Genomic DNA, 21,233 nt, shown 5'->3' with positions numbered 1-21,233 from the left:
GGAGGTACCCATGACGCGCTACGACGCCCCCACCCACTGGCAGTCCCGCTACGACCACTACATCGGCGGCGAGTACGTGAAGCCGCACGGTGGCAAGTACTTCGAGAACCCGACCCCGGTGACCGGGCAGACCTTCTGCGAGGTGGCCCGGGGCACCGCCGAGGACGTGGAGAAGGCGCTGGACGCGGCACACGGCGCGGCCGACGCGTGGGGCCGCACGTCGGTCGCCGAACGCTCGCTGATCCTCAACCGGATCGCCGACCGCATGCAGGACAACCTGGAGTCCCTGGCGATCGCCGAGACGTGGGAGAACGGCAAGCCGGTACGCGAGACGCTCGCCGCCGACATCCCGCTCGCGATCGACCACTTCCGCTATTTCGCCGGGGCGATCCGGGCGCAGGAGGGCTCGCTCGGCGAACTCGACGACGACACCGTCGCCTACCACTTCCACGAGCCGCTCGGCGTGGTCGGGCAGATCATCCCGTGGAACTTCCCGATCCTCATGGCGGTGTGGAAGCTCGCCCCGGCGCTGGCCGCCGGCAACGCGGTGGTGCTCAAGCCGGCCGAGCAGACGCCCGCCTCGATCCACTACCTGCTCTCGCTGATCGGCGACCTGCTGCCGCCGGGCGTGATCAACGTGGTGAACGGCTTCGGCGTCGAGGCGGGCAAGCCGCTGGCGTCCTCGCCGCGGGTGGCGAAGGTGGCGTTCACCGGCGAGACCACCACCGGGCGGCTGATCATGCAGTACGCCAGCGAGAACATCAAGCCGGTCACGCTGGAACTCGGTGGCAAGAGCCCGAACATATTCTTCGACGACGTCAGCGCCGCCTCCGACGACTTCCTGGACAAGGCTCTCGAAGGCTTCACCATGTTCGCCCTCAACCAGGGCGAGGTGTGCACCTGCCCGTCCCGGGCGCTCATCCAGCAGGGCCACTACTCCGACTTCCTCGCCGCCGCCGTCGAGCGGACGAAGGCGGTCAAGCAGGGGCACCCGCTGGACACCGACACGATGGTCGGCGCGCAGGCCTCCAACGACCAGTTGGAGAAGATCCTGTCCTACCTGGACATCGGGCGGCAGGAGGGCGCTCGCGTCCTGGCCGGCGGCGAGCGGGCCGACCTCGGCGGCGAGCTGTCCGGCGGCTACTACGTCCAGCCGACGATCTTCGAGGGCGACAACTCGATGCGGATCTTCCAGGAGGAGATCTTCGGCCCGGTGGTGTCCGTGACCTCCTTCGCCGACCTGGACGACGCCGTGAAGATCGCCAACGACACGCTGTACGGGCTCGGCGCGGGCGTGTGGACCCGGGACCTCAACACCGCGTACCGGGCCGGGCGCGCCATCCAGGCCGGCCGGGTCTGGACGAACTGCTACCACGCCTACCCGGCGCACGCGGCGTTCGGCGGCTACAAGCAGTCAGGCATCGGCCGGGAGAACCACAAGATGATGCTGGAGCACTACCAGCAGACCAAGAACCTCCTGGTCAGCTACTCGCCGAAGAAGCTCGGCTTCTTCTGATGGGCGACACCGTGACAGTGACCCCCGCGGCGGCCGACCTGATCCGGTCGCTGCGGGGGCAGCACGGCCCGCTGATGTTCCACCAGTCCGGCGGCTGCTGCGACGGCAGCGCCCCGATGTGCTACCCGGCCGGTGAGTTCCGCACCGGCGGCTCGGACGTGCTGCTCGCCTCGCTGGCCGTCGACGGCGTGCCCGAGCCGGTGGAGTTCTGGATGTCGAAGGCCCAGTGGGAGCTGTGGAAGCACACCCGGCTCACCGTCGACGTGGTGCCCGGCCGGGGCAGCGGCTTCTCCCTGGAGGCCCCGGAGGGCGTCCGGTTCCTCATCCGGTCCCACCTGAACCGCTGATCTGTCCGAGATCTTGCAGCTCGCGGGCATCGCGGCGGTGGGATGCTGACGCCGTCCACTTCGGAGTCGCATCCCACCGCCCGACAGGAGACCGCCCATGCACCCGGTCCGACAGCCAGTGCTCGCCGCCGGCCTCACCGCCTTGGCCACCGCCGCCACGCTCGGGCTCTCACCCGGCGCCGCCGTCGCCGCCCCGGCGGCCTCTCCGAGCATCTCCGTCAACTGGTTCGGCACGGCCGACGGGCGGGCGCACACCGCCACCGTCGGCGGCCGGTTCGACTGCGGCGCCGAGCGCGGCCTCGCGTACATCGAGGTGCACCTGGAGCAGCGGCGCGGCTCGGTCAACGGCTTCGGGTTCGGCGTGATCGGCGCGTGCACCGACGAGCGCACCGCCGGCACCTGGACCGCGACCATCCCCGCCGACCAGGGCAGGTTCCGCCCCGGCCCGGCCACCACGATCGCCCGCCTGGTGATCGAGCCCAACTCGATCACCGAAACCACCGAGCCCGTACGCCTGCGCCCCCGCTGCGCCCGCCCCTGACCGTCTCGGCGGCCTCCGGTCAGGCGATCTGCCGGAGGTCGTCGCCGTAGTCGAAGATGATCCGCAGCCGGGCTCCGAGGGCATTGGCGTACCGGCTCAGCGTTGCCACCTCGTTGACGTCGAGGTCGCCGTTCTCGATCTGGCTCACCCGGCCGGGCGTGACCCCCATGATCTCGGCGACCTGCCGCTGGGTCAGGCCCAGCCGCTTGCGCTCCTCGGCCAGGTGGAACGCGCTCACCCAGGCGTCGGTCCGGGCGCGCTCCGCCTCGTAGGCCTCGTCGTCGCCGCCGAGTTCGGCGCGGACCTCGTCCCAGTGATAGAACTCCGTCACGACTCCCCCCTTCGCTCGCGCTCGCTGTCGAGCCAAGCCTTGTAGGCAACCTCCGCCGCCGGGATGTGCTGCCGGTACCAGCGACTCCAGTCGCCCGCCTTGTTGCCGGCGACCAGCAGGACCGCCTGCGACCACGGATCGAAGACGAACAGCACCCGGATAGCCACGTCCCGACCGGAGCGGGGCCGCAACTCCTTGAGATTACGGAGACTGCTTCCGCGCAGCGTGTCCACGAGCGGGCGGCCCAGCCCCGGCCCGACCTCGGCCAGCTTGTCCACCGCCACCCGGACGCTCTCGTACGACGCCGGGTCGTGGTCCCGCAGGTCGCGCAGCCAGTGCCGGACCTCTCCGGTGACCCGGACCGACCAGCGCTTCCCGTCCGCACCCATGCCCTGACTATAGCCCGGGCTAAACATCCCGGCCTACCAGTCAGCGGTCATCCAGGAGCGGCTGGGTGGGGTTCCACGGGGTTCCGGTTTCGGCGTCGTGGCGGCGGCGGGCTATCGCTGAGAGCGCCTCCAGCACCACCCGGTTGCCCAGGTACGCGGTGATGTCGGCGTGGTCGTACGGCGGGGCGACCTCGACCACGTCCAACCCGACCACCGGCAGCTCGTAACAGACCCGGCGGACCGCGTCGAGCAGTTGCCGGGAGGTGAACCCGCCCGGCTCGGGCGTGCCGGTGCCGGGGGCCATGCCGGGGTCGACCACGTCCACGTCGACGGAGAGGAACACGCCCTCGCACTCGTCGGTCGCGATCCCGAACGCCTCGGTCAGACAGGTGTCCAGGCCGCGCGCCACGATCTCGGTCATCTCGTACGAGCGCATCCGCTGCTCGGCCATCCACGCCAGCGTGTCCGGGCCGGGCCAGTAGCCGCGCAGCCCGATCTGGAGGAAGCGGTCGCCGCGTACCGCACCGGACTCGATGAGCCGGCGCATCGGCTGGCCGTGACCGTGCAGCGAGCCGAACTCGACGTCCCCGGTGTCGGCGTGCGCGTCGAAGTGCACCAGCGACACCCGGCCGAGCCCGTGGTGCCGGGCCACGCCGGTGGCGTCGGGCAGCGCGATGGAGTGGTCGCCGCCGAGGACCACCGGGATCGCCCCGGCGGCGGCGACCGCGTGCACGGCGGTCTCCAGCGCGGCGAGCGAACGCTCGATGTCGCCGCTGAACATCTCCACGTCGCCGGCGTCGTAGACGCACAGGTCCTTCAGCCCGTCCACGCGCAGCGCCAGCGACGGGCGGGAGCCGTCGTGCGGCAGGTAGCAGGCCTGCCGGATGGCGGACGGCCCGAACCGGGTGCCGGGCCGGTGCGAGGTGCCACCGTCGAACGGCGCCCCGATGATCACCACGTCCGCGTCGGCGTACGTGACCGGCTCCTCGACCGTGCACGGCGGCACGCCGAGGAACGTGATGTCGGGGCCGTACATCGGGCCGTACCGGGTCATCGTTCCTCCATCCCCCACGGCGAACCGTAGCCGGTGAGCAGATCCAGGAAGGGGGTCGGCGGGAACGCCTCGGGACCGAGCACGCCCGTGCCGGACCAGGCGCCGGTGGCGAGCAGCTCCAGCGCGACGACCGGGTTGACTGCGGTCTGCCAGACCACCGCCTGGTGGCCGTACTCGGCCATCGACCACTCGTTGTCGACCACGTGGTACAGGTAGACCCGGCGCGGCTGCCCGTCCGGGCCGGTGCCGGTGACGTACGTGCCGGCGCAGGTCTTGCCGCTCATCCGGTCGCCGAGCGTGGCCGGGTCGGGCAGCGCGGCGGCCACCAGGTCGCGCGGCGACACGTCGACGCCGCGTACCCGCACCGGCTCGGTCGAGTCGAGCCCGAGCTTGTGCAGCGTGCGCAGCACCTCGATGAACTCGGCGCCGAGGCCGTACTTGAAGGTGACCCGCTTCGCCTGGACCCAGCGCGGGATGAGCAGCACCTCCTCGTGCTCGACGTTGACGCACTCGACCGGGCCGATCCCGGCCGGGAAGTCGAAGACCTCCGGCTCGCTGAACGGTTCGGTGGTGAACCAGCCGCGCCCGGCCTCCCAGATCACCGGCGGGTTGAGGCACTCCTCGATGGTGGTCCAGATGGAGAACGAGGGCGCGAAGTCGTAGCCGGCGACCGTCAGGTTCGCGCCGTCGCGTACCCCGATCTCGTCGATCTCGGCGAAGAGTTCGTCGGCGGCGTAGCGGGCGAAGACGTCGGACAGGCCCGGTTCGACGCCGATGCCGCAGAGCGCGAGCCGCCCCGCGGCGGCCCACCGCTCCGCGACGGCGAACTGCTCGTCGCCGAGCTTGACCCCGGTCTGGGCGTAGGGACGCTCGGGGTGCGGCCGGGACAGCGACATCGCCATGTCCAGGTAGTCGGCCCCGGCGGCGAACGCGCCGTCGAAGATCGGCATGACGAAACGCGGGTCGACCGCGTTGAGGACGTGCGTGATCCGGTGTTCCCGGCACAGCGCGGCCACAGCGTCGGCGGAGGACGCGTCCACAGTGGCGGCGACGAACCGGTCGCCGTGCCCGGCGACGGCCCGCGCCGCCCGCGCCGGGTCGTGGTCGGCGACCACCATGAGCTCGAAGAAGGTACGGCGGGCGGCGATGGATACGGCTGCGGAGCCGACGCCACCGGCGCCGACGAGGAGGATACGCATCAGGAGTCGAACCCCAGTCCAAGACGGTCGAGAGTACGGAGCCAGAGGTTGCGCCGTCCGTCGCGCGCGTCGGCGCGGGCGAGCGACCAGCGGGTGAGGTTGATGCCCACGGACCGGACCGGTTCCGGCGGGAACGGCAGCGGCTTGCGGCGCACCAGGTCGAGCCGGGTCAGCGGGGTGTCGGTGCCGGAGAGCAGGTCGAGCGTCACGCGGGCGCCGAATCGCGTCGCGCCCACGCCGAGCCCGGTGAACCCGGCCGCGTACGCCAGGCGTCCGGAGTACGCGGTGCCGAAGAACGCGCAGAACCGGGTGCAGGTGTCGATGACGCCACCCCAGCGGTGACTGAAGCGCACATCGGCGAGCTGCGGGAACGTCGTGAAGAAGTGCGAGGCGAGCGTGGTGAAGGTGGCCTCGCGCTGCTCCAGCGCGGGCGCCACCCGGTTGCCGTAGTGGTAGATCGCGTCGTAGCCGCCGAACAGGATCCGGTTGTCGGCGGTGAGCCGGTAGTAGTGGAACTGGTTGCCGGTGTCGGCGAGCCCCTGCCGGTGCCGCCAGCCGATCGCGTCGCGCTGCGCGGCGGTCAGCGGCTCGGTCATCAGCGCGTAGTCGTAGACCGGCACGATCCAGGAGCGCAGCCGGCGCAGCAGCGGCGGGAACGCGTTCGTGGCGAGCACGACCTGCCGCGCCCGTACCGCGCCGGGCGCCGCGTCCGCGCCGCCCGCCGTGCTGGCGAGCAGCGCCGCGCCGTCGCCGGCCAGGCTGGTGACGCGGGTGTGCTCGTGCACGCGTACGCCCAGGTCGAGTGCGGCCCGGCGCAGTCCCCAGGCGAGCTTCGCCGGGTCGAGCAGGGCGACCCGGTCGGCGTCCCACATCCCGCCCAGGTACGTCGGCGACGCCACCTCGGCGCGTACCTGGTCGCGGTCGAGCAGCCGCACGTCGTGGCCGTACCGGCGGGCCAGGTCGGCGTCGGCGGCGAGCCCGTCGAGCTGGTACGGCTCGACCGCCACCGCCAGCTCACCGGTGCGTTCGAAGTCGCAGTCGATGCCGTACTTCGCCACGGTGGCGGCGATGGCGTCGAGGTTCTCCCGGCCCAGCCGTTCCAGCTCGCCGATCTCGCCGGGGAACCGCTCGACGCCGTTGGCAAGCCCGTGGGTCAGCGAGGCGGCGCAGAACCCGCCGTTGCGCCCGGACGCCGCCCAGCCGCACGTGCCCGCGTCGACCAGCAGCACGTCCCGGTCCGGGTCGGCCTCCTTTGCGAGCAGCGCGGTCCACAGTCCGGCGTACCCGCCGCCGACCACGAGCAGGTCGGCGGTGTGCGAGCCGGACAGCGGCGGCAGCGGGTCGGGCCGCTCCGGGCGGTCCAGCCAGTACGGCACGGGCGCGGCGTCGGCCAGCGCCCGGCCGGTATGCGGGAGTGTCATGGCTTGCCCGCCGGTGTGGCGACCACCGCGAGGGCGGCCCGTCGCGCCCGCCGCCCGCGCAGCGAGGTGGCCCCGACCAGCAGCAACGCGATCACGAACATGGCCGTGCCGATCACGTTCACCTGCGGCGGGATGCCCCGCTGGGAGGCGCCCCAGACGTACATGGGGAACGTGACTGTGGTGCCGGCGTTGAAGTTCGTGATGATGAAGTCGTCGAAGCTGAGCGAGAACGCCAGCAGCGCGGCGGCCACGATGCCCGGCAGCACCAGCGGCAGCGTGATCCGGCGGAACGTCTGCCACTCGCTGGCGTACAGGTCCATCGCGGCCTCCTCCAGCCGCCGGTCCATGCCGGAGAGCCGGGCCTTCACGGTGACCACGACGAACGACACGCAGAACATGACGTGCGCGATGACGATGGTCCAGAAGCCCTGCGGCACCCCGGCGGCGACGAAGAGGGCGAGCAGCGAGGTGCCCATCACGAGTTCCGGGGTGGCCATCGGCAGGAAGATCAGCCCGTTGAGCCCGGACCGCCCGCGGAAGCTGTGCCGGACCAGCGCGAACGCCATCAGCGTGCCGAGGAGCGTGGAGACGACTGTGGCGATGAGCCCGATCTGCATGCTGCGCACCACGGCGTCGCACATGTCCGAGGTGGCGCAGGGCTGCTTCCAGTTGTCGAGCGTGAACTCGTTGAAGTCGTAGGAGAGCCGGCTGGAGGGCCGGTTGAAGGACAGACCGGCGACCACCATGATCGGCAGCGTCAGGTAGCCGAGGACGAGCAGGGCCACGCCCATCACCCACCGGTCGGCGAGCCAGCGCTTCAGTCTGCTCACAGGACCTCCTCCGTTCCCGCGCGGCGCAGGTAGACGAAGACGATCGCCAGGATCGCGGCCATCAGCAGGAACGACAGCGCCGCGCCCTGCGGGTAGTCCAGCCGGACCAGGAACGCCGAGTCGATGACGTTGCCGATCATGTACTCGTTCGGGGTGCCGAGCAGCTCGGCGTTGATGTAGTCACCGGTGGCCGGGATGAAGAACAGCAGCGTGCCGGCGATCAGGCCGGGCATCGACAGCGGCAGCGTGACCTTGGCGAACGCGCGCAGCGGGCTCGCGTACAGGTCGCTCGCCGCCTCCAGCAGCCGGGGATCGAGCCGCTCCAGGCTCGCGTACAGCGGCAGCACCAGGAACGGCAGGAAGTTGTACGTCAGGCCGAGCACCACGGCGATCGGGGTGGCCAGCAGCCGGCCGTCCGGTCCGAGCAGGTGCACGTCGCGCAGCAGCCCGACCAGCGCGCCGTTGTCCGACAGGATGGTCTTCCACGCCAGCGTGCGCACCAGGAAGCTGGTGAACATCGGCGCGACCACGGCCACCAGCAGCAGGTTCTTCCACCGGCCGGCCTTCTGCGCGATCGCGTACGCCAGCGGGTAGCCCATCAGCAGCGCGAGCACCAGCGCGATCGCCGAGTAGAGGAACGACCGGGAGAACTGCGGCCAGTACGCCTGGAGCGCGTCCGGGTAGTTGCCGAACGCCCAGGTCATCGCGTACCCGGTGGAGAGCGAGCCGGCCGGGTCGTAGAGGCTGGCCGAGGCGAGCTGCACCAGCGGCAGCGCGAAGAAGACGAGCAGCCAGACCGCGCCGGGCAGCAGCAACAGGTACGGCAGGAGCCGGCTGCGCCCGCGCCGCAACGGCGGCGGCGCCGGTTTCCCGGCGGAGGTCGGTACGTGGGCCAGCGCGCTCATGCCGCCACTCCGCTTCGCTCCGTGCCGCCATGAGACACCTTCGCGCTGAGCCAGCCGATTCGCTCGCTGCGCTCGCTCATGCCGACGCACCCACCGGCGGCTCGTCGAGCAGCGGCGCGGTCTGGTCGTCCTCACCGGCGGCCCGGGGCAGCAGGAACGCGTGCCGCGGATCCCAGTGCGCGGTCACCGCCGTGCCGACCGCCAACTGACCGCCCAGCCCGCTGTTCGCGGCGAACGCGGTCAGCTCGCTGCCCCACGCGGTGCGCACCAGGTACTGGGTGCTCACCCCGACGTAGGAGGCGTCGCTGACCACGCCACCGACGTGCTGGTGTCCGGCCGGCACCCGGTCCGGGTCGTCGACCAGGTGCAGCTTCTCCGGACGTACGCCGAGGAAGGCCGGCCCGTCGGTGAGCCGGGCCCGGCCGGCGGGCACCGAGAAGCGCGAGCCGTGCGCCGTGACCAGCACGTCGTCGGCGGCGCGCCCGCCGGCTTCGGCGGCGAGCAGGTTGGACTGGCCGAGGAAGTTCGCCACGAACGCGGTGGCCGGGTACTCGTAGATGTCGGCGGGCGCGCCGAGCTGCTCGATCCGGCCGGCGTTCATCACCGCGACCGTGTCGGCCATCGTCATGGCCTCCTCCTGGTCGTGGGTGACGTGCACGAACGTGATGCCGACCTCGGTCTGGATCCGTTTCAGCTCGATCTGCATCTGCCGGCGCAGCTTGAGGTCGAGCGCGCCGAGCGGCTCGTCGAGCAGCAGCACCTGCGGGTGGTTGATGAGCGCCCGGGCCAGCGCGACGCGCTGCTGCTGGCCGCCGGAGAGCTGGGCCGGGCGGCGTCGGCCGTACCCTTCGAGCTGCACCAGCGCGAGCATCTGCTCCACCTGGTCGCTCACCTTGCGGATGCCGCGGCGGCGCAGCCCGAACGCCACGTTCTCGTGGATGTCCAGGTGCGGGAAGAGCGCGTAGCTCTGGAACACCGTGTTGACCGGCCGCTTGTACGGCCGCAGCCCGGCGATGTCCTGCTCGCCGAGCAGCACCTGCCCGCTGGTCGGCTGCTCCAGCCCGGCGATCATCCGCAGTGTGGTGGTCTTGCCGCAGCCGGACGCGCCGAGCAGGGCGAAGAACGAGCCCTGCGGGATGGTGAGGGTGAGGTCGTCGACGGCGGTGAAGACGCCGAACCGCTTGGTCAGGTCGACCAGGCGCAGGTCGCCGGCCGGGGTCTGCTGCCCCTTCACGCGCCGATCACCTGCTGGAACTTGGTCTCGTACTCCTTCTCCTGCGCCTCGTCGAGCGCCATGAAGACCTTGGCTTTGGACAGCATCGTGTCGTCCGGGAAGATCAGCGGGTTGCTCGCCAGGTCCGGGTCGATCTTCTCCATCTCGGCCTGCGCGCCCTGCACCGGGCAGATGTAGTTGACGTACGCGGCCAGCTTCGCCGCCACCGCCGGGTCGTAGTAGTGGTTCATCAACGCCTCGGCGTTGGCCTTGTGGGTGGCCTTGTTCGGCACCAGCATGTTGTCCGACCAGAGCATCACGCCGGACTCGGGCACCACGAACTTGATCTTCTCGTCGTCGAAGCCGAGCTGGACCACGTCGCCGGACCAGCCGATGCACGCGGCGATGTCGCCCTTGGCCAGATCGGGCGCGTAGTCGTTGCCGGTGAACCGCCGGATCTGCTTGCTGTCCACGGCCTTCTTCAGCTTGTTCAGCGCGTCGTCGAACTGGGCCGAGGTGAACTTGGCCGGGTCGTGGCCGAGCGACTGGAGCAGCAGGCCGATGGTGTCGCGCATCTCCGACAGCACCGTCACCTTGCCCTTGAGATCGGGGCGGGTGAGCAGCTCGTCGACGGTGCGGATCTCCTTGGTGACGTTCGCGTTGTACGCGAGCCCGGCGAGACCGGACTGCCACGGGACGGCGAGCTGGGTCTCGGCGTCGAAGGAGCGACCGCGCAGCGACTGCAGCAGGTTCGCCTCGACGTTCGGCATCTTCGACTTGTCCAGCTTCTGGACCCAGCCGAGGCGGATCACCCGGGCGGCCATCCAGTCGGTGAGCACCATGATGTCCCGGCCGGTGCTCTGACACCCGGCGAGCTGGTTGCGCACCTTGCCGAAGAACTCGTTGTTGTCGTTGACGTCCTCGGTGTACGTCACCTGGATGCCGGTGGCGGCGACGAACGCGTCGAGCGTGGGGCGCTTGGACTCGTCCTTCTCGTCGGTGTCCATGTACTGCGGCCAGTTCGAGAAGGCGACCTTCTTCTCGGTGGCTGACAGATCCTCGCTCTTGCAACCGGCTTCGGTCTGCTGGGCGCCCTTGGTCCCGCAGCCGGCCAGGGCGCCCGCGGTGGCGAGCAGTGCGGCCGAGCCGACGGTCCCGGTGAGCAGACCACGCCGGGTGAGGGTCCGAAGGGGACTACGCATGTGACGACTCCTTGGGGGGCATCGTCGGCGGCGGGACGGGGGGCGGCACGCCGGCGGGAGGGTCAGTGGCGATGGACGACTGATCCTGACATGAGAAAACCTCTCTCACAAGGGATTCCGTTGCTGGAATAGCCAGTCGCCACGAAATACGCCAGACTGCGCGGGGCACTACGCTCGATACGAAGAATCGGACACAAGGAGCGTCGATGGTCAACCGGCACCAGGAGAACACCAACGGCGGCCGTCGGGTCACCGTGCGTGAAGGCGCCAATCACGTTCTGCTCGACGACGTGGCGAAGCAGATCATCGAGCAGCTCCAGGAGGACGGGCGCCGCCCGTACGCGAGCATCGGCAAGGCGGTGGGCCTCTCCGAGGCGGCGGTACGCCAGCGGGTGCAGCGGCTGCTCGACGCGGGCGTCATGCAGATCGTCGCGGTCACCGATCCGCTCCAGCTCGGCTTCCCCCGCCAGGCCATGATCGGGCTGCGCACCGACGGTGACCTGGAGTCGGTGGCCGACCGGCTGGCCGAGTTCGAGGAGATCGACTACGTGGTGATCACCGCCGGCTCGTTCGACCTGCTGGCCGAGGTGGTCTGCCGCAACGACGCGCACCTGCTGGAGATCCTGCAGAAGCTGCGCGGTGTGCCCGGAGTGCTCTCCACCGAGGCGTTCGTCTACCTGAAGCTGCGCAAGCAGACCTACAGTTGGGGCACCGCCTGATGCGGATTCCGTTGACAGCGCAGTGATATGGCGCTGAATCCGTCGCGGTGAAGCTTCTTCGCTTGCCTTATCGGCACCGCCTGTGGGATAACCGTGGGCAGAGCGGCCGGTGTCACCCCTGACCGGCCCGAGACCCGATGGGGCTGACATGGCCAACGCCACCGACCACCTGTGGATGCACTTCACCCGCATGGCGAGCTACCCCGCCGGCGAGGTTCCGACAATCGTCCGGGGCGAGGGCGCGTACGTCTGGGACGCGCACGGCCGCCGCTACCTGGACGGGCTGGCCGGGCTGTTCGTCGTCAACGCCGGCCACGGCCGCGCCGAGCTGGCCGAGGCCGCCGCCAAGCAGGCCGGCGAGCTGGCCTACTTCCCACTCTGGTCGTACGCCCACCCGAAGGCCGTCGAGCTGGCCGAGAAGATCGCCACGCTCACGCCCGGCGACCTGAACCGGGTCTTCTTCACCACCGGCGGCTCCGAGGCCGTCGAGGCGGCGTGGAAGCTGGCCCGGGCCTACTTCAAGCGCACCGGCAAGCCCACCAAGCACAAGGTGGTCAGCCGCTACATCGCCTACCACGGCACCTCGATGGGCGCGCTGTCGATCACCGGCCTGCCCGGCATCAAGACCGACTTCGAGCCGCTGGTGCCCGGGGGCATCAAGGTGCCGAACACCAACTTCTACCGCGCCCCCGAACACGGCGACGACCCCGAGGCGTTCGGCCGCTGGGCCGCCGAGGAGATCGGCCGCGCGATCGAGCGGGAGGGGCCGGAGACGGTCGCCGCCGTCTTCCTGGAGCCGGTGCAGAACTCCGGCGGCTGCTTCCCGCCGCCGCCCGGATACTTCGAGCGGGTACGCGAGATCTGCGACGCGTACGACGTGCTGCTGGTCAGCGACGAGGTGATCTGCTCCTGGGGCCGGCTCGGCGAGTACTTCGGCGCGGTGCGGTACGGCTACCAGCCGGACATCATCACCACCGCCAAGGGCATCACCTCCGGCTACGCCCCGCTCGGCGCGATGATCGCCAGCGAGCGGCTGATGGAGCCGTTCCTCACCGAGACCGGCATGTTCGCGCACGGCGTGACGTTCGGCGGCCACCCGGTCTCCTGCGCGGTCGCGCTGGCCAACCTGGAGGTGTTCGCCCGGGAGGACCTGATCGGGCACGTCCGGGCCAACGAGGGCGCGTTCCGGTCCACCCTGGAGAAGCTGCACGACCTGCCGATCGTCGGCGACGTCCGCGGTGACGGCTACTTCTACGGCATCGAGCTGGTCAAGGACAAGACCACGCGGGAGACGTTCGACGAGGCCGAGTCGGAGCGGCTGCTGCGCGGCTTCCTGTCCACCGCGCTGTTCGACGCCGGGCTCTACTGCCGGGCCGACGACCGTGGCGACCCGGTGGTGCAGCTCGCCCCGCCGCTGATCGCCGACCAGCAGCACTTCGACGAGATCGAGCAGATCCTGCGCGCGGTGCTGACCGAGGCGTGGTCCCGGCTCTGACGCCGATGACCGGTTACCGGCACCTCTCGTACTGGCTGTCCAGCCTGGACGAGCCGCTGACACCGCGACCCGGGTTGCCCGGCGACACGGACGCCGACGTGGCGATCGTGGGCGCCGGGTACACCGGGCTGTGGACGGCGTACTACCTGGCCGAGGCCGACCCCACGTTGCGCGTCGTCGTGCTGGAGCGGGAGATCGCCGGGTACGGCGCATCCGGGCGCAACGGCGGCTGGTGCTCGGCGCTGTTCCCCACCTCGCTGCCGGCGCTGGCCCGACGCCACGGCCGGGACCGCGCGCTCGCCCTGCAACGGGCCATGCACGACACGGTCGGCGAGGTGGGGCGGGTCGCCGCCGCCGAGGGCATCGACTGCGACTGGCGGGCCGGCGGCACAGTGACGCTGGCGCGCAGCGAGGTCCAGCTCGCCCGGGCCCGCGCCGAGGTCGACCAGGCCCACGCGCACGGGCTCACCGACGACGACCTGACGCTGCTGGACGCCGCCGAGGCCGCCGCGCGGTGCGATGCCGAGGGGGTACGCGGCGGCACGTACACCCCGCACTGCGCCGCCGTGCACCCGGCGAAGCTCGTCCGGGGCCTGGCGCGGGCGGTGGAGCGCCGGGGCGTACGCATCCACGAGCGCACCCCGGTGACCGCGCTGCGGCCGGGCGCGGCGGTGACACCGGCGGGCGTGGTCCGGGCGCCGGTGGTGGTCCGCGCGACCGAGGGCTACACGCCCGGGCTACCCGGCCAGCGGCGCACAGTGGCGCCCGTCTACTCGCTGATGGTGGCCACCCCGCCGCTGCCCGAGGAGACGTGGGCGCGGATCGGGCTGGCGGAGCGGGAGACGTTCTCCGACTACCGGCACGTCATCGTGTACGGCCAGCGCACCGCCGACGGCCGGCTCGCGTTCGGCGGGCGGGGCGCGCCCTACCACTACGCCTCCCGGGTGCGGCCGGGCTTCGACCGGGAGCCGCGGGTGTTCGCGGCGCTGCGCCGGACGCTCGGGGAACTGTTCCCGGTGCTCGGGCCGGACGTGCCGGTGACGCACGCCTGGGGCGGGCCGCTCGGCGTGGCCCGGGACTGGGCCGCGTCGGTGGGGCTGGACCGCCGCACCGGGCTCGCCTGGGCCGGCGGGTACGTCGGTGACGGAGTGGGCACCAGCAACCTCGCCGGTCGTACGCTGGCCGACCTGATCCGCGGCGTGGAGACCGACCTCACGGCACTTCCCTGGGTGGGCCACCGCTCCCCGCGCTGGGAACCGGAGCCGCTGCGCTGGCTGGCGATGAACGCCGGCCTGAGGATCATGTCCTCAGCCGACCACACCGAGCACCGTACGTCCCGCACGTCCCGCCGAGCCGATCTCTTCAACCGCTTCCTGGGCCACTGACCCCGGGTTCCCAATCCGTTGATCAAGGAGTTTGTGTCTCCCGGACACGGTTTCCTTGACACAAACTCCTTGATCAACGCGCGGAGGCCGGCGGAGGGGGTCAGTGGTGGGGTGGGATGACCCGGAGGTGGCCCCGGCGGCCCTGCTGGTGGGGGGCCTGGGGCTTGGTGGTGGGTTCGTCCTCGGGGGGACGGGGCGGGGCCGGGCGGGCGGCCTCACGGACCGCCTCGGCCAGCGCCACCAGGTCGTCGGTGGTGGGCGGCGGCGGCTCGAACTCACCCTCGTGCCGCACCACGTCCCAGCCGCGCGGGGCGGTCAGGCTGCGGGCGTGCGGCTCACACAGGTCGTACGTGTGCGGTTCGGCGAACGCGGCGAGCGGGCCCACCACCGCCGTCGACTCGTTGTAGACATAGGTCAATGTGGCGACCGCTTGCCGGGGGCAGCCGTTACGGGAGCAGCGCCGTGGTGACCTCACGGCGGCAGGGTATCCCCATTACCGGGTCCGGCGCACCGCTTCGCGTTACGACACGCCCGTCATGGTGATCACAATTCCTCCGATCGGCTCCCCGGCGCGCCGGACAGCCGCGCGGCGACGGGTGGACCGCCACCCCGGGCTACCCTGTCCGTCATGACGAGCCCGCAGAACCGCCGCCCCGGCTCCGGCCGGCGCACCCACCGTGACCGGCACGGTCGCGGGCTGCGCGGGCGGCTGGTGCCGGCCACCGTCCCGCTGGCCCGGACGAAGGCCGAGGTCTTCGACGACCTGGTGCTCGACACGGTGGAGACGCTCGAACGCCGGTTCGCCAAGGAGCTGGCCGGGGTGGAGTTCGCGGTCGAGGACGTCCCGCCGGATCTGAACGTCTACGACTCGGACGTGCTGGAGGACGGCGAGGTGCCGCTCGCCCGGCTGCTGCCCGGGCGGCCCGGCCGCCAGGAGGTGCCGCCGCGGATCGTGCTCTACCGGCGGCCGCTGGAGTTCCGCGCGATGGACCGCGAGGACCTCGCCGACCTGGTGCACGACGTGATCATCGAGCAGGTGGCGAATCTGCTCGGGGTGGACCCGGACGAGCTGGCCTGACGCCGCCACCCGGCCGGCCCCCGCCGGCCGGACAGCGACCCGGGCCCGGACGGCCCCCACCGCCCGTCGGCCCGTACGTGGATCAGGCGGCGACCCGCCGCTTGAGCTTGCGCCGCTCCCGCTCGGAGAGGCCACCCCAGATTCCGAACCGCTCGTCGTGGCCGAGCGCGTACTCCAGGCATTCCGTCTTCACTTCGCACCGCGAGCAGATGCGCTTCGCCTCGCGGGTCGAGCCGCCCTTCTCGGGAAAGAACGCCTCCGGGTCGGTCTGCGAGCAGAGCGCCCGCTCCTGCCACTCCGGCGCGTTCCCGAGCAGGTCGGCCACCTCGAGCTGGCCGTCCATCGATTGCCTCCTTGTCGCGCACCGGCGTCATTCGCCGCTGCAACCCCCCACGCGAAAGGCGTGCCTGTCCGTACGGTCACCATTTGTTGCGTTCCGTGCGAACAACCCCATTCAAATTACACGCGTGTAATGCGTGCGCCGTCAAGCCAAACTTGATAATGGAGTCGCCCTCCCGACACGTCCGGGACGACCGCCGCGGTCGCCCGTAGCCTCGCAACCTGCCCTATCGATTCAGACCCCGGACGAGTAACGCCCTCCCCGGCGAGTTGCCGGAAGTTTTCTGCCGTGGCGCACCGCCGGCGGGCCGGCCGGACGCCCCCGCCGGCCGCTCGTACCAAGATCAGAATTGGTGGGCCAAAGGGTAACGCGCTCGTTGCGGTACCGCCCGCCGAGCCGTCCAACGCCGACTGCGCCCCGTCCACCATGTGGACAGGGCGCAGGCGTCGGCGCGGTCGCCGGTTCAGTCCACCCGGGCGGGTGAGCTGGTCGGCCAGACGAATTCGGCGATACACCCACCGGTAACAGAGATCGCGCCGGCCGATGTGTTCTCGTCCCACCAGACGGTATAGACACCCGCCTCCAGGTCCGGGTAGACGGCACTGTGGAAGACCCCGTCCAGGACGTGCCGCTCGCGTACCGCGGAGTGGGTCCGCGGGCTGTCGAGGTCCGCCCGGCTGATCTCGATTTCCCGGCCGTGCAGGTCCCGGCCGGTGTGGATGATCAGCGCGCCGCGGTCGCCGCCGAGGTCGAGCACGACGCTGCCGACCTCCGACGGGCCGAGATCGTGATGGTGTGACATCCGCGTCTCCCGTCAGGACTTCTTCGCCTGCGGGTTGCCGAACCCGTCGTACGGTGTGCCGAGGAACGGGAAGTCGGCCAGGAACGGCGCGGTGACGTCGGCCGCGCTCAGACCCGGCGTGACCGCCGCGGCGGCGGCGTCCGGGCGGAACGTCTTGTCGACAAGTGGCACGGTCAGTCCCGCGATGGCACGCAGCGCGATCGTCACCACGTCGTCGGCGACGCGACGGCCGTTCGGGTAACCGGCCAGGTCGCCGCCTAGCACGCCGAACCGGTCCGGTGTGCGGCTGGGCCGGATCGCCGTGTTCAGCCGCAGCATGTCCGCCTGGACGTCGCCGGTGGTGTTGGCGAAGCCGTCGATCAGTCCGGCCGGGATTCCGGTGAGCAGGATCGCCACCAGGTCGGCGCGCGGCTTCTTGGACTTGTTCAGCGCGTCCAGATTTCCGAACACGCCCGGGTACAGCGCCGGCAGCAGCGCGGCCAGCTCGGGCCGCTCGACGAACCCGGCGAAGCGCTTGTCCTCCGACGGCGGCAGCGTGTTCCAGACGTCCTTCCTGGACATCGGCACGATGACCTCGTTGAACAACGGGTTACCGAGCCGCGACACCTGGGTGAACGGGCCGGCGGCGGTGTCCGCGGAGACCCGGTCGCCGAGCACCCGGACCTGCTGGCGGGACGCGCTGGTCCACACCCCGATGGTCGAGGCGCGGTCGGCCACGCCGTAGCGGGCGGCCTTACGGCGCACCTGGCTCAGCGGCACCTGCACGGCGAGGCTGTGCACGTTCAGCCGGTCCAGCGCGTTCACCGGCTCGCCCTCGGCCTGGAACAGCTTCTTGCCGGCCACGTGCAACTGCTGGAACGGCCGCAGCGTGCCCAGGTCGAACACCGCGCCCAGGTCGACGAAGAAGCCGTCGGCCCGCTGTCCGGCGAAGACCTTCTCGCCGGTGGACAGCTTGAACGTCGCCTGGCGTACCAGGTTCTGGTACTTCGGGGTGGACAGCGGCCCGACGTTGCAGGGCGGGCAGGGCAGCTTGTGCGCCAGCACCCGCGCGCGGCCGTCGGCGATCCGGGTCAGCCGGTAGAACTGCCGCCGGTTCCAGTTCTTGCTCTCCAGCGACTCGATCGGCCCGGTGTTGTAGAGAAAGCTGTTCTGGTTCGTGATCTCCGTGGTGAATTCGAAACGATAGGTGACGTCCGGATTACCGTCGCCGTCGTTGTCGATGTGAATCTCGTACCGGACGTCGTCGCCGAACTCGAAGAAGTTCGGGCCGCCGGAGGGAAGTTGCAGCGGCACGTAGTTGGCGATCAACGTGACCGTGTCCGGCTGGCTCGGCGTGACGAACGCGTACAGGTCGGAACTGTCGGCGACCGGATCCTTGGCGATCTCCGGGGCCTCGCGGTGAGAGGACATGGCGGACGCACCTTCGTCGGGAGAACGGAAGACGGAACCGGCGCCGGGAGCCCACGCCGGTGGAGGGGTGGGATCAGCGCCGGCCGGCGGCGCGCACCAGGCGGTCGGCCAGACCGCGGTCGCGGATCTCGACCCTTGTCGTACCGACGAAGACGTCGATCGCGCCGGTGGCGGCGTCGCGGAGGTGAGCCACGATCGGCTCGTCGCGCCGGCTCGCCGTGGGGGAGTTCTGCGCGGCGGACAGGCCCGGCACGGTGAGGGCGGCGGCGCCCAGCGTCGCGCTCGCCGCGGCGGTGAGCGTCTGCCTGCGGGTCAACCGCGGCCAGGTCCGCCGTTTCTTCGGCGCGTCGGTGGTCTCGTCAGTGCTCATCGGCAACCTTTCCGGACCGGCGCCGCAGCGCCGCAACGGGCCCGGGACGCCCGGACACCGCCGGGCCCCGGTTCTGGGGTCACCGGCGGCGGTCCTCGCCGAAACCGCCGCCGGCATCCACAGGTACGGCAGGCGACGGGGAAAGGTTCGACCTCAGGCGCCGGCGTGACCGTACGCGGTCGTCCGCTTGCGGAACGGGCGGCCCGCGGCGGTGGCGATGGCCCGCAACTGCTCCTCGGTACGGGCCGAGCCGTTGCCCGAGCCGGCCATCCGGGAGATGGTCTCCTCCATCAGCGTGCCGCCGAGGTCGTTGCAGCCGCCACGCAGCATCGCCACCGTGCCCTCGTCGCCGAGCTTCACCCAGGAGCACTGGATGTTGCCGATCCGCCCGTGCAGCAGCAGCCGGGCCATCGCGTGCACCGCCCGGTTCTCCCGCCACGTCGGACCCGGGCGGGCGATGCCGGCCAGGTAGATCGGCGCGTTCGTGTGCACGAACGGCAGCGCCACGAACTCGGTGAACCCGCCGGTACGGTCCTGCACCCCGGCCAGCACCCGGAAGTGGGCCAGCCACTGGCCCGGGTGGTCGACGTGGCCGTACATCATCGTGGAGCTGGACCGGATGCCCAGCTCGTGCGCCATGCTCACCACCTCGACCCAGGCGGCGGCCGGCAGCTTGCCCTTGGTGAGCACCCAGCGCACGTCGTCGTCGAGGATCTCGGCGGCGGTGCCCGGGATGGTGTCCAGCCCGGCCTCGCGGAGCTGGAGCAGCCACTCCCGCACCGGCACGCCGGCCTTCGCGGCGGCGGTGACGATCTCCATCGGGGAGAACGCGTGCACGTGCATGCCCGGCACCCGCTCCTTGATCGCCCGGACGATGTCGGCGTAGCCGGTGACCGGCATCTTCGGGTCGATGCCGCCCTGAAGGCAGACCTCGGTCGCGCCGGCCGTCCACGCCTCCTCGGCCCGGTCGGCGACCTGTTCCAGGGACAGCCGGAACGCGTCGGCGTCGCTCTCCCGCTGGGCGAACGCGCAGAACCGGCACCCCACGTAGCAGACGTTCGTGAAGTTGATGTTCCGGTTCACCACGTACGTCACGTCGTCACCCACCGCGTCCCGGCGCGCGTCGTCGGCGAGCCGGCACAACTCGTCCAGCGCCGGGCCGTCCGCGCCGAACAGCGCCAGCGCCTTCGCCTCGTGCGCCGGCGTCAGCAGCGCGGCCGGGTCGTCCGCGGCCAGCCGCAGGCCCGCGCGCAGGTCGGCGTCCGCGCCACCGGCAAGGGGTACGCCCGCGCGCGCCTGCGGCGCCACCTTGCCGGCCACCTCGGCCCAGTCGCCGTACACGCTGTCGAAGTCGCCCCGCCGGTCCTCGGTGCGGCCGGTGACGTCGATGGTGGCGTGCAGGTCGGTCCGGCCGCCGTAGGTCTCCTCCGGCTCCTGCCAGGGCTGCCCCACCGGGCGGGCCTCCTCGACCGCGAGCCCGGTGGCCGGGTCGGCGAGCGCCGTGACGTGCGGCAGCAGGCGCGGGTCCAGCCACGGGCCGCCCGCGCGGACGTACTCCGGGTAGACGGTCAGCCGCTCGCGCAGCGTGAACCCGGCACTCGCGGTACGCGCCGCCAGCTCCTCCAGGTGCGGCCAGGGGCGCTCCGGGTTGACGTGGTCGGGTGTGACCGGGGAGACGCCGCCCCAGTCGTCGATGCCGGCGCGCAGCAGCAGGTCGTACTCGCCCGCGATCAGGTTCGGCGGAGCCTGGATGCGGGCCTTCGGGCCGAGCAGCACCCGGGCCACCGCCACCGTGGCGGCCAGGTCGTGCAGCTCCGCGTCCGGCATGCCGCGCATCGCCGTGTCCGGCTTGGCGCGGAAGTTCTGCACGATCACCTCCTGGAGGTGGCCGTACTCCCGCATCGCGCGGCGGATCGCGAAGATCGCGTCGGCCCGCTCGGCCCGGTTCTCGCCGATGCCGATCAGGATGCCGGTGGTGAACGGCACCCCGACCCGGCCGGCGTCGTCGAGCACCCGCAGGCGGACCGCCGGCTCCTTGTCCGGTGAGCCGTAGTGCGGGCCGCCCGGCTCGGACCACAGCCGGGTGGCGGTGGTCTCCAGCATCATGCCCATGCTCGGCGCGACCGGCTTGAGCCGCTGCAGCTCCGACCAGGAGAGCACGCCCGGATTGAGGTGGGGCAGCAGGCCGGTCTCCTCCAGCACCGCCACCGCGCAGGCGCGCAGGTAGTCCAGCGTCGAGTCGTACCCCCGCTCGTCCAGCCACCGGCGGGCAGCCGGCCACCGCTCCTCCGGCCGGTCGCCGAGCGTGAACAGCGCCTCCTTGCAGCCCTGCGCGGCGCCCTCGCGGGCGATCGCCAGCACCTCGTCGCGCTCCAGGTAGGCGGCGGGCAGCCGGTGCGGCACGGTGGCGAACGTGCAGTAGTGGCAACGGTCCCGGCAGAGCCGGGTCAGCGGGATGAAGACCTTCTTGGAGTACGTGACCACGCCCGGCCGCCCGGCGTCGCGCAGCCCGGCGTCGCGGATCTCACCGGCGATCCGGAGCAGTTCGTCGAGCATCTGCCCGCGCGCGGCGAGCAGCGCGCCGGCCTCGTCGGCGTCGAGCGCCCGGCCGGTGGCGGCCCGTCCCAGCGCCCGCCGGACGCTCGCCTCGGTCGGTTCGGGGTCGCTGCGATCAACCATCCGCCCA

Annotated in this window: 22 protein-coding genes; 7 read left to right on the top strand and 15 right to left on the bottom strand. The window is 71.5% G+C overall.

Annotation, left to right across the window (positions count from 1 at the left end; all coding sequences use genetic code 11):
• Positions 1 to 10 precede the first annotated feature (10 nt).
• The 3 genes from adh (at position 11) to A8711_RS03730 (ending at position 2,404) form a co-directional block, all read left to right on the top strand.
• Positions 11 to 1,516 carry an aldehyde dehydrogenase gene (gene adh / locus A8711_RS03740; RefSeq protein ID WP_043326441.1) on the top strand — a complete coding sequence of 502 codons (1,506 nt, stop codon included), beginning with the start codon at positions 11 to 13 and terminating at the stop codon, positions 1,514 to 1,516.
• On the top strand, positions 1,516 to 1,863 hold the full coding sequence (locus tag A8711_RS03735) for a DUF779 domain-containing protein (RefSeq protein WP_069087443.1): 348 nt from the start codon (positions 1,516 to 1,518) through the stop codon (positions 1,861 to 1,863). The genes adh and A8711_RS03735 overlap by 1 nt, the downstream gene beginning before the upstream one ends.
• Before the next feature lie 97 nt (positions 1,864 to 1,960).
• Complete coding sequence (locus A8711_RS03730; protein ID WP_069087442.1) at positions 1,961 to 2,404, top strand: hypothetical protein; 444 nt, start codon at positions 1,961 to 1,963, stop codon at positions 2,402 to 2,404.
• 19 nt (positions 2,405 to 2,423) lie between these two features.
• Here A8711_RS03730 and A8711_RS03725 read toward each other — a convergent pair whose 3' ends face one another.
• The 9 genes from A8711_RS03725 to A8711_RS03685 form a co-directional block, all read right to left on the bottom strand.
• The gene (locus tag A8711_RS03725; RefSeq protein WP_013284175.1) at positions 2,424 to 2,735 is read right to left on the bottom strand and encodes a helix-turn-helix domain-containing protein; all 312 of its coding nucleotides are present in this window, start codon (positions 2,733 to 2,735) and stop codon (positions 2,424 to 2,426) included.
• A complete protein-coding gene (locus A8711_RS03720; protein ID WP_043326449.1) occupies positions 2,732 to 3,124 on the bottom strand; it encodes a type II toxin-antitoxin system RelE/ParE family toxin in 393 nt (130 codons plus the stop codon). Before A8711_RS03720 ends, A8711_RS03725 begins: the two co-directional genes overlap by 4 nt.
• 40 nt (positions 3,125 to 3,164) lie before the next feature.
• Positions 3,165 to 4,178, bottom strand: a complete 1,014-nt coding sequence (gene speB / locus A8711_RS03715; RefSeq protein WP_043326451.1) for an agmatinase — start codon at positions 4,176 to 4,178, stop codon at positions 3,165 to 3,167.
• Complete coding sequence (locus A8711_RS03710) at positions 4,175 to 5,377, bottom strand: saccharopine dehydrogenase family protein (protein WP_069087441.1); 1,203 nt, start codon at positions 5,375 to 5,377, stop codon at positions 4,175 to 4,177. The genes speB and A8711_RS03710 overlap by 4 nt, the downstream gene beginning before the upstream one ends.
• The gene (locus A8711_RS03705) at positions 5,377 to 6,798 is read right to left on the bottom strand and encodes an FAD-binding oxidoreductase (RefSeq protein ID WP_069087440.1); all 1,422 of its coding nucleotides are present in this window, start codon (positions 6,796 to 6,798) and stop codon (positions 5,377 to 5,379) included. Before A8711_RS03705 ends, A8711_RS03710 begins: the two co-directional genes overlap by 1 nt.
• Positions 6,795 to 7,628 (bottom strand): ABC transporter permease, encoded by an 834-nt coding sequence (locus A8711_RS03700; RefSeq protein WP_083296919.1) that lies wholly within the window; start codon positions 7,626 to 7,628, stop codon positions 6,795 to 6,797. The genes A8711_RS03705 and A8711_RS03700 overlap by 4 nt, the downstream gene beginning before the upstream one ends.
• On the bottom strand, positions 7,625 to 8,533 hold the full coding sequence (locus A8711_RS03695; RefSeq protein ID WP_064447713.1) for an ABC transporter permease: 909 nt from the start codon (positions 8,531 to 8,533) through the stop codon (positions 7,625 to 7,627). The genes A8711_RS03700 and A8711_RS03695 overlap by 4 nt, the downstream gene beginning before the upstream one ends.
• A 76-nt stretch (positions 8,534 to 8,609) precedes the next feature.
• Positions 8,610 to 9,767, bottom strand: coding sequence for an ABC transporter ATP-binding protein (locus A8711_RS03690; protein ID WP_064447712.1), 1,158 nt, complete (start codon positions 9,765 to 9,767; stop codon positions 8,610 to 8,612).
• Positions 9,764 to 10,948: a spermidine/putrescine ABC transporter substrate-binding protein gene (locus A8711_RS03685; protein ID WP_064447711.1), complete on the bottom strand. Its 1,185-nt coding sequence runs from the start codon at positions 10,946 to 10,948 to the stop codon at positions 9,764 to 9,766. Before A8711_RS03685 ends, A8711_RS03690 begins: the two co-directional genes overlap by 4 nt.
• A 206-nt stretch (positions 10,949 to 11,154) precedes the next feature.
• Here A8711_RS03685 and A8711_RS03680 point away from each other — a divergent pair, with 206 nt between their 5' ends.
• From A8711_RS03680 to A8711_RS03670, 3 genes are all read left to right on the top strand, one after another.
• On the top strand, positions 11,155 to 11,667 hold the full coding sequence (locus A8711_RS03680) for an Lrp/AsnC family transcriptional regulator (RefSeq protein WP_069087439.1): 513 nt from the start codon (positions 11,155 to 11,157) through the stop codon (positions 11,665 to 11,667).
• A 148-nt stretch (positions 11,668 to 11,815) separates the two neighbouring features.
• Positions 11,816 to 13,162, top strand: coding sequence for an aspartate aminotransferase family protein (locus A8711_RS03675; RefSeq protein ID WP_069087438.1), 1,347 nt, complete (start codon positions 11,816 to 11,818; stop codon positions 13,160 to 13,162).
• A gap of 5 nt (positions 13,163 to 13,167) precedes the next feature.
• A complete protein-coding gene (locus tag A8711_RS03670; RefSeq protein ID WP_069087483.1) occupies positions 13,168 to 14,547 on the top strand; it encodes an FAD-binding oxidoreductase in 1,380 nt (459 codons plus the stop codon).
• A gap of 100 nt (positions 14,548 to 14,647) precedes the next feature.
• Here A8711_RS03670 and A8711_RS03665 read toward each other — a convergent pair whose 3' ends face one another.
• Entirely contained in the window at positions 14,648 to 15,022 is a 375-nt protein-coding gene (locus A8711_RS03665) for a DUF3499 domain-containing protein (protein ID WP_043326466.1), read from the bottom strand.
• 153 nt (positions 15,023 to 15,175) lie between these two features.
• Between A8711_RS03665 and A8711_RS03660 the strand changes: the two genes are divergently transcribed.
• A complete protein-coding gene (locus tag A8711_RS03660; RefSeq protein WP_018787548.1) occupies positions 15,176 to 15,625 on the top strand; it encodes a metallopeptidase family protein in 450 nt (149 codons plus the stop codon).
• 82 nt (positions 15,626 to 15,707) lie between these two features.
• On the opposite strand, the gene A8711_RS03655 is transcribed toward A8711_RS03660, so the two are convergent.
• The 5 genes from A8711_RS03655 to A8711_RS03635 all read right to left on the bottom strand — a co-directional run bounded on the left by A8711_RS03655 (position 15,708) and on the right by A8711_RS03635 (position 21,226).
• Positions 15,708 to 15,968, bottom strand: a complete 261-nt coding sequence (locus A8711_RS03655) for a WhiB family transcriptional regulator (protein ID WP_013284161.1) — start codon at positions 15,966 to 15,968, stop codon at positions 15,708 to 15,710.
• Positions 15,969 to 16,428: 460 nt separating this feature from the next.
• Positions 16,429 to 16,767 carry a hypothetical protein gene (locus A8711_RS03650; protein ID WP_043326469.1) on the bottom strand — a complete coding sequence of 113 codons (339 nt, stop codon included), beginning with the start codon at positions 16,765 to 16,767 and terminating at the stop codon, positions 16,429 to 16,431.
• A gap of 12 nt (positions 16,768 to 16,779) precedes the next feature.
• On the bottom strand, positions 16,780 to 18,177 hold the full coding sequence (locus tag A8711_RS03645; RefSeq protein WP_043326471.1) for a DUF4331 domain-containing protein: 1,398 nt from the start codon (positions 18,175 to 18,177) through the stop codon (positions 16,780 to 16,782).
• A gap of 73 nt (positions 18,178 to 18,250) precedes the next feature.
• Entirely contained in the window at positions 18,251 to 18,547 is a 297-nt protein-coding gene (locus tag A8711_RS03640) for a hypothetical protein (RefSeq protein ID WP_030501355.1), read from the bottom strand.
• Between the two features lie 153 nt (positions 18,548 to 18,700).
• On the bottom strand, positions 18,701 to 21,226 hold the full coding sequence (locus A8711_RS03635) for a bifunctional FO biosynthesis protein CofGH (protein ID WP_069087437.1): 2,526 nt from the start codon (positions 21,224 to 21,226) through the stop codon (positions 18,701 to 18,703).
• Positions 21,227 to 21,233 lie beyond the last annotated feature (7 nt).

Source organism: Micromonospora sp. II, assembly GCF_001709195.1.
In the GTDB taxonomy this organism is placed as follows: domain Bacteria; phylum Actinomycetota; class Actinomycetes; order Mycobacteriales; family Micromonosporaceae; genus Micromonospora; species Micromonospora chalcea.
Note: the sequence above shows the minus strand (reverse complement) of the source record. Positions and strands in the feature narration are given on the sequence as shown.

What these genes read in the sequence shown, in the direction of transcription:
- adh (WP_043326441.1), top strand. Translation starts at nt 11, where the DNA reads ATGACGCGCTACGACGCCCCCACCCACTGGCAGTCCCGCTACGACCAC.
- A8711_RS03735 (WP_069087443.1), top strand. Translation starts at nt 1,516, where the DNA reads ATGGGCGACACCGTGACAGTGACCCCCGCGGCGGCCGACCTGATCCGG.
- A8711_RS03730 (WP_069087442.1), top strand. Translation starts at nt 1,961, where the DNA reads ATGCACCCGGTCCGACAGCCAGTGCTCGCCGCCGGCCTCACCGCCTTG.
- A8711_RS03720 (WP_043326449.1), bottom strand. Translation starts at nt 3,124, where the DNA reads ATGGGTGCGGACGGGAAGCGCTGGTCGGTCCGGGTCACCGGAGAGGTC.
- speB (WP_043326451.1), bottom strand. Translation starts at nt 4,178, where the DNA reads ATGACCCGGTACGGCCCGATGTACGGCCCCGACATCACGTTCCTCGGC.
- A8711_RS03710 (WP_069087441.1), bottom strand. Translation starts at nt 5,377, where the DNA reads ATGCGTATCCTCCTCGTCGGCGCCGGTGGCGTCGGCTCCGCAGCCGTA.
- A8711_RS03705 (WP_069087440.1), bottom strand. Translation starts at nt 6,798, where the DNA reads ATGACACTCCCGCATACCGGCCGGGCGCTGGCCGACGCCGCGCCCGTG.
- A8711_RS03695 (WP_064447713.1), bottom strand. Translation starts at nt 8,533, where the DNA reads ATGAGCGCGCTGGCCCACGTACCGACCTCCGCCGGGAAACCGGCGCCG.
- A8711_RS03685 (WP_064447711.1), bottom strand. Translation starts at nt 10,948, where the DNA reads ATGCGTAGTCCCCTTCGGACCCTCACCCGGCGTGGTCTGCTCACCGGG.
- A8711_RS03680 (WP_069087439.1), top strand. Translation starts at nt 11,155, where the DNA reads ATGGTCAACCGGCACCAGGAGAACACCAACGGCGGCCGTCGGGTCACC.
- A8711_RS03675 (WP_069087438.1), top strand. Translation starts at nt 11,816, where the DNA reads ATGGCCAACGCCACCGACCACCTGTGGATGCACTTCACCCGCATGGCG.
- A8711_RS03670 (WP_069087483.1), top strand. Translation starts at nt 13,168, where the DNA reads ATGACCGGTTACCGGCACCTCTCGTACTGGCTGTCCAGCCTGGACGAG.
- A8711_RS03660 (WP_018787548.1), top strand. Translation starts at nt 15,176, where the DNA reads ATGACGAGCCCGCAGAACCGCCGCCCCGGCTCCGGCCGGCGCACCCAC.
- A8711_RS03655 (WP_013284161.1), bottom strand. Translation starts at nt 15,968, where the DNA reads ATGGACGGCCAGCTCGAGGTGGCCGACCTGCTCGGGAACGCGCCGGAG.
- A8711_RS03650 (WP_043326469.1), bottom strand. Translation starts at nt 16,767, where the DNA reads ATGTCACACCATCACGATCTCGGCCCGTCGGAGGTCGGCAGCGTCGTG.
- A8711_RS03645 (WP_043326471.1), bottom strand. Translation starts at nt 18,177, where the DNA reads ATGTCCTCTCACCGCGAGGCCCCGGAGATCGCCAAGGATCCGGTCGCC.
- A8711_RS03640 (WP_030501355.1), bottom strand. Translation starts at nt 18,547, where the DNA reads ATGAGCACTGACGAGACCACCGACGCGCCGAAGAAACGGCGGACCTGG.
- A8711_RS03635 (WP_069087437.1), bottom strand. Translation starts at nt 21,226, where the DNA reads ATGGTTGATCGCAGCGACCCCGAACCGACCGAGGCGAGCGTCCGGCGG.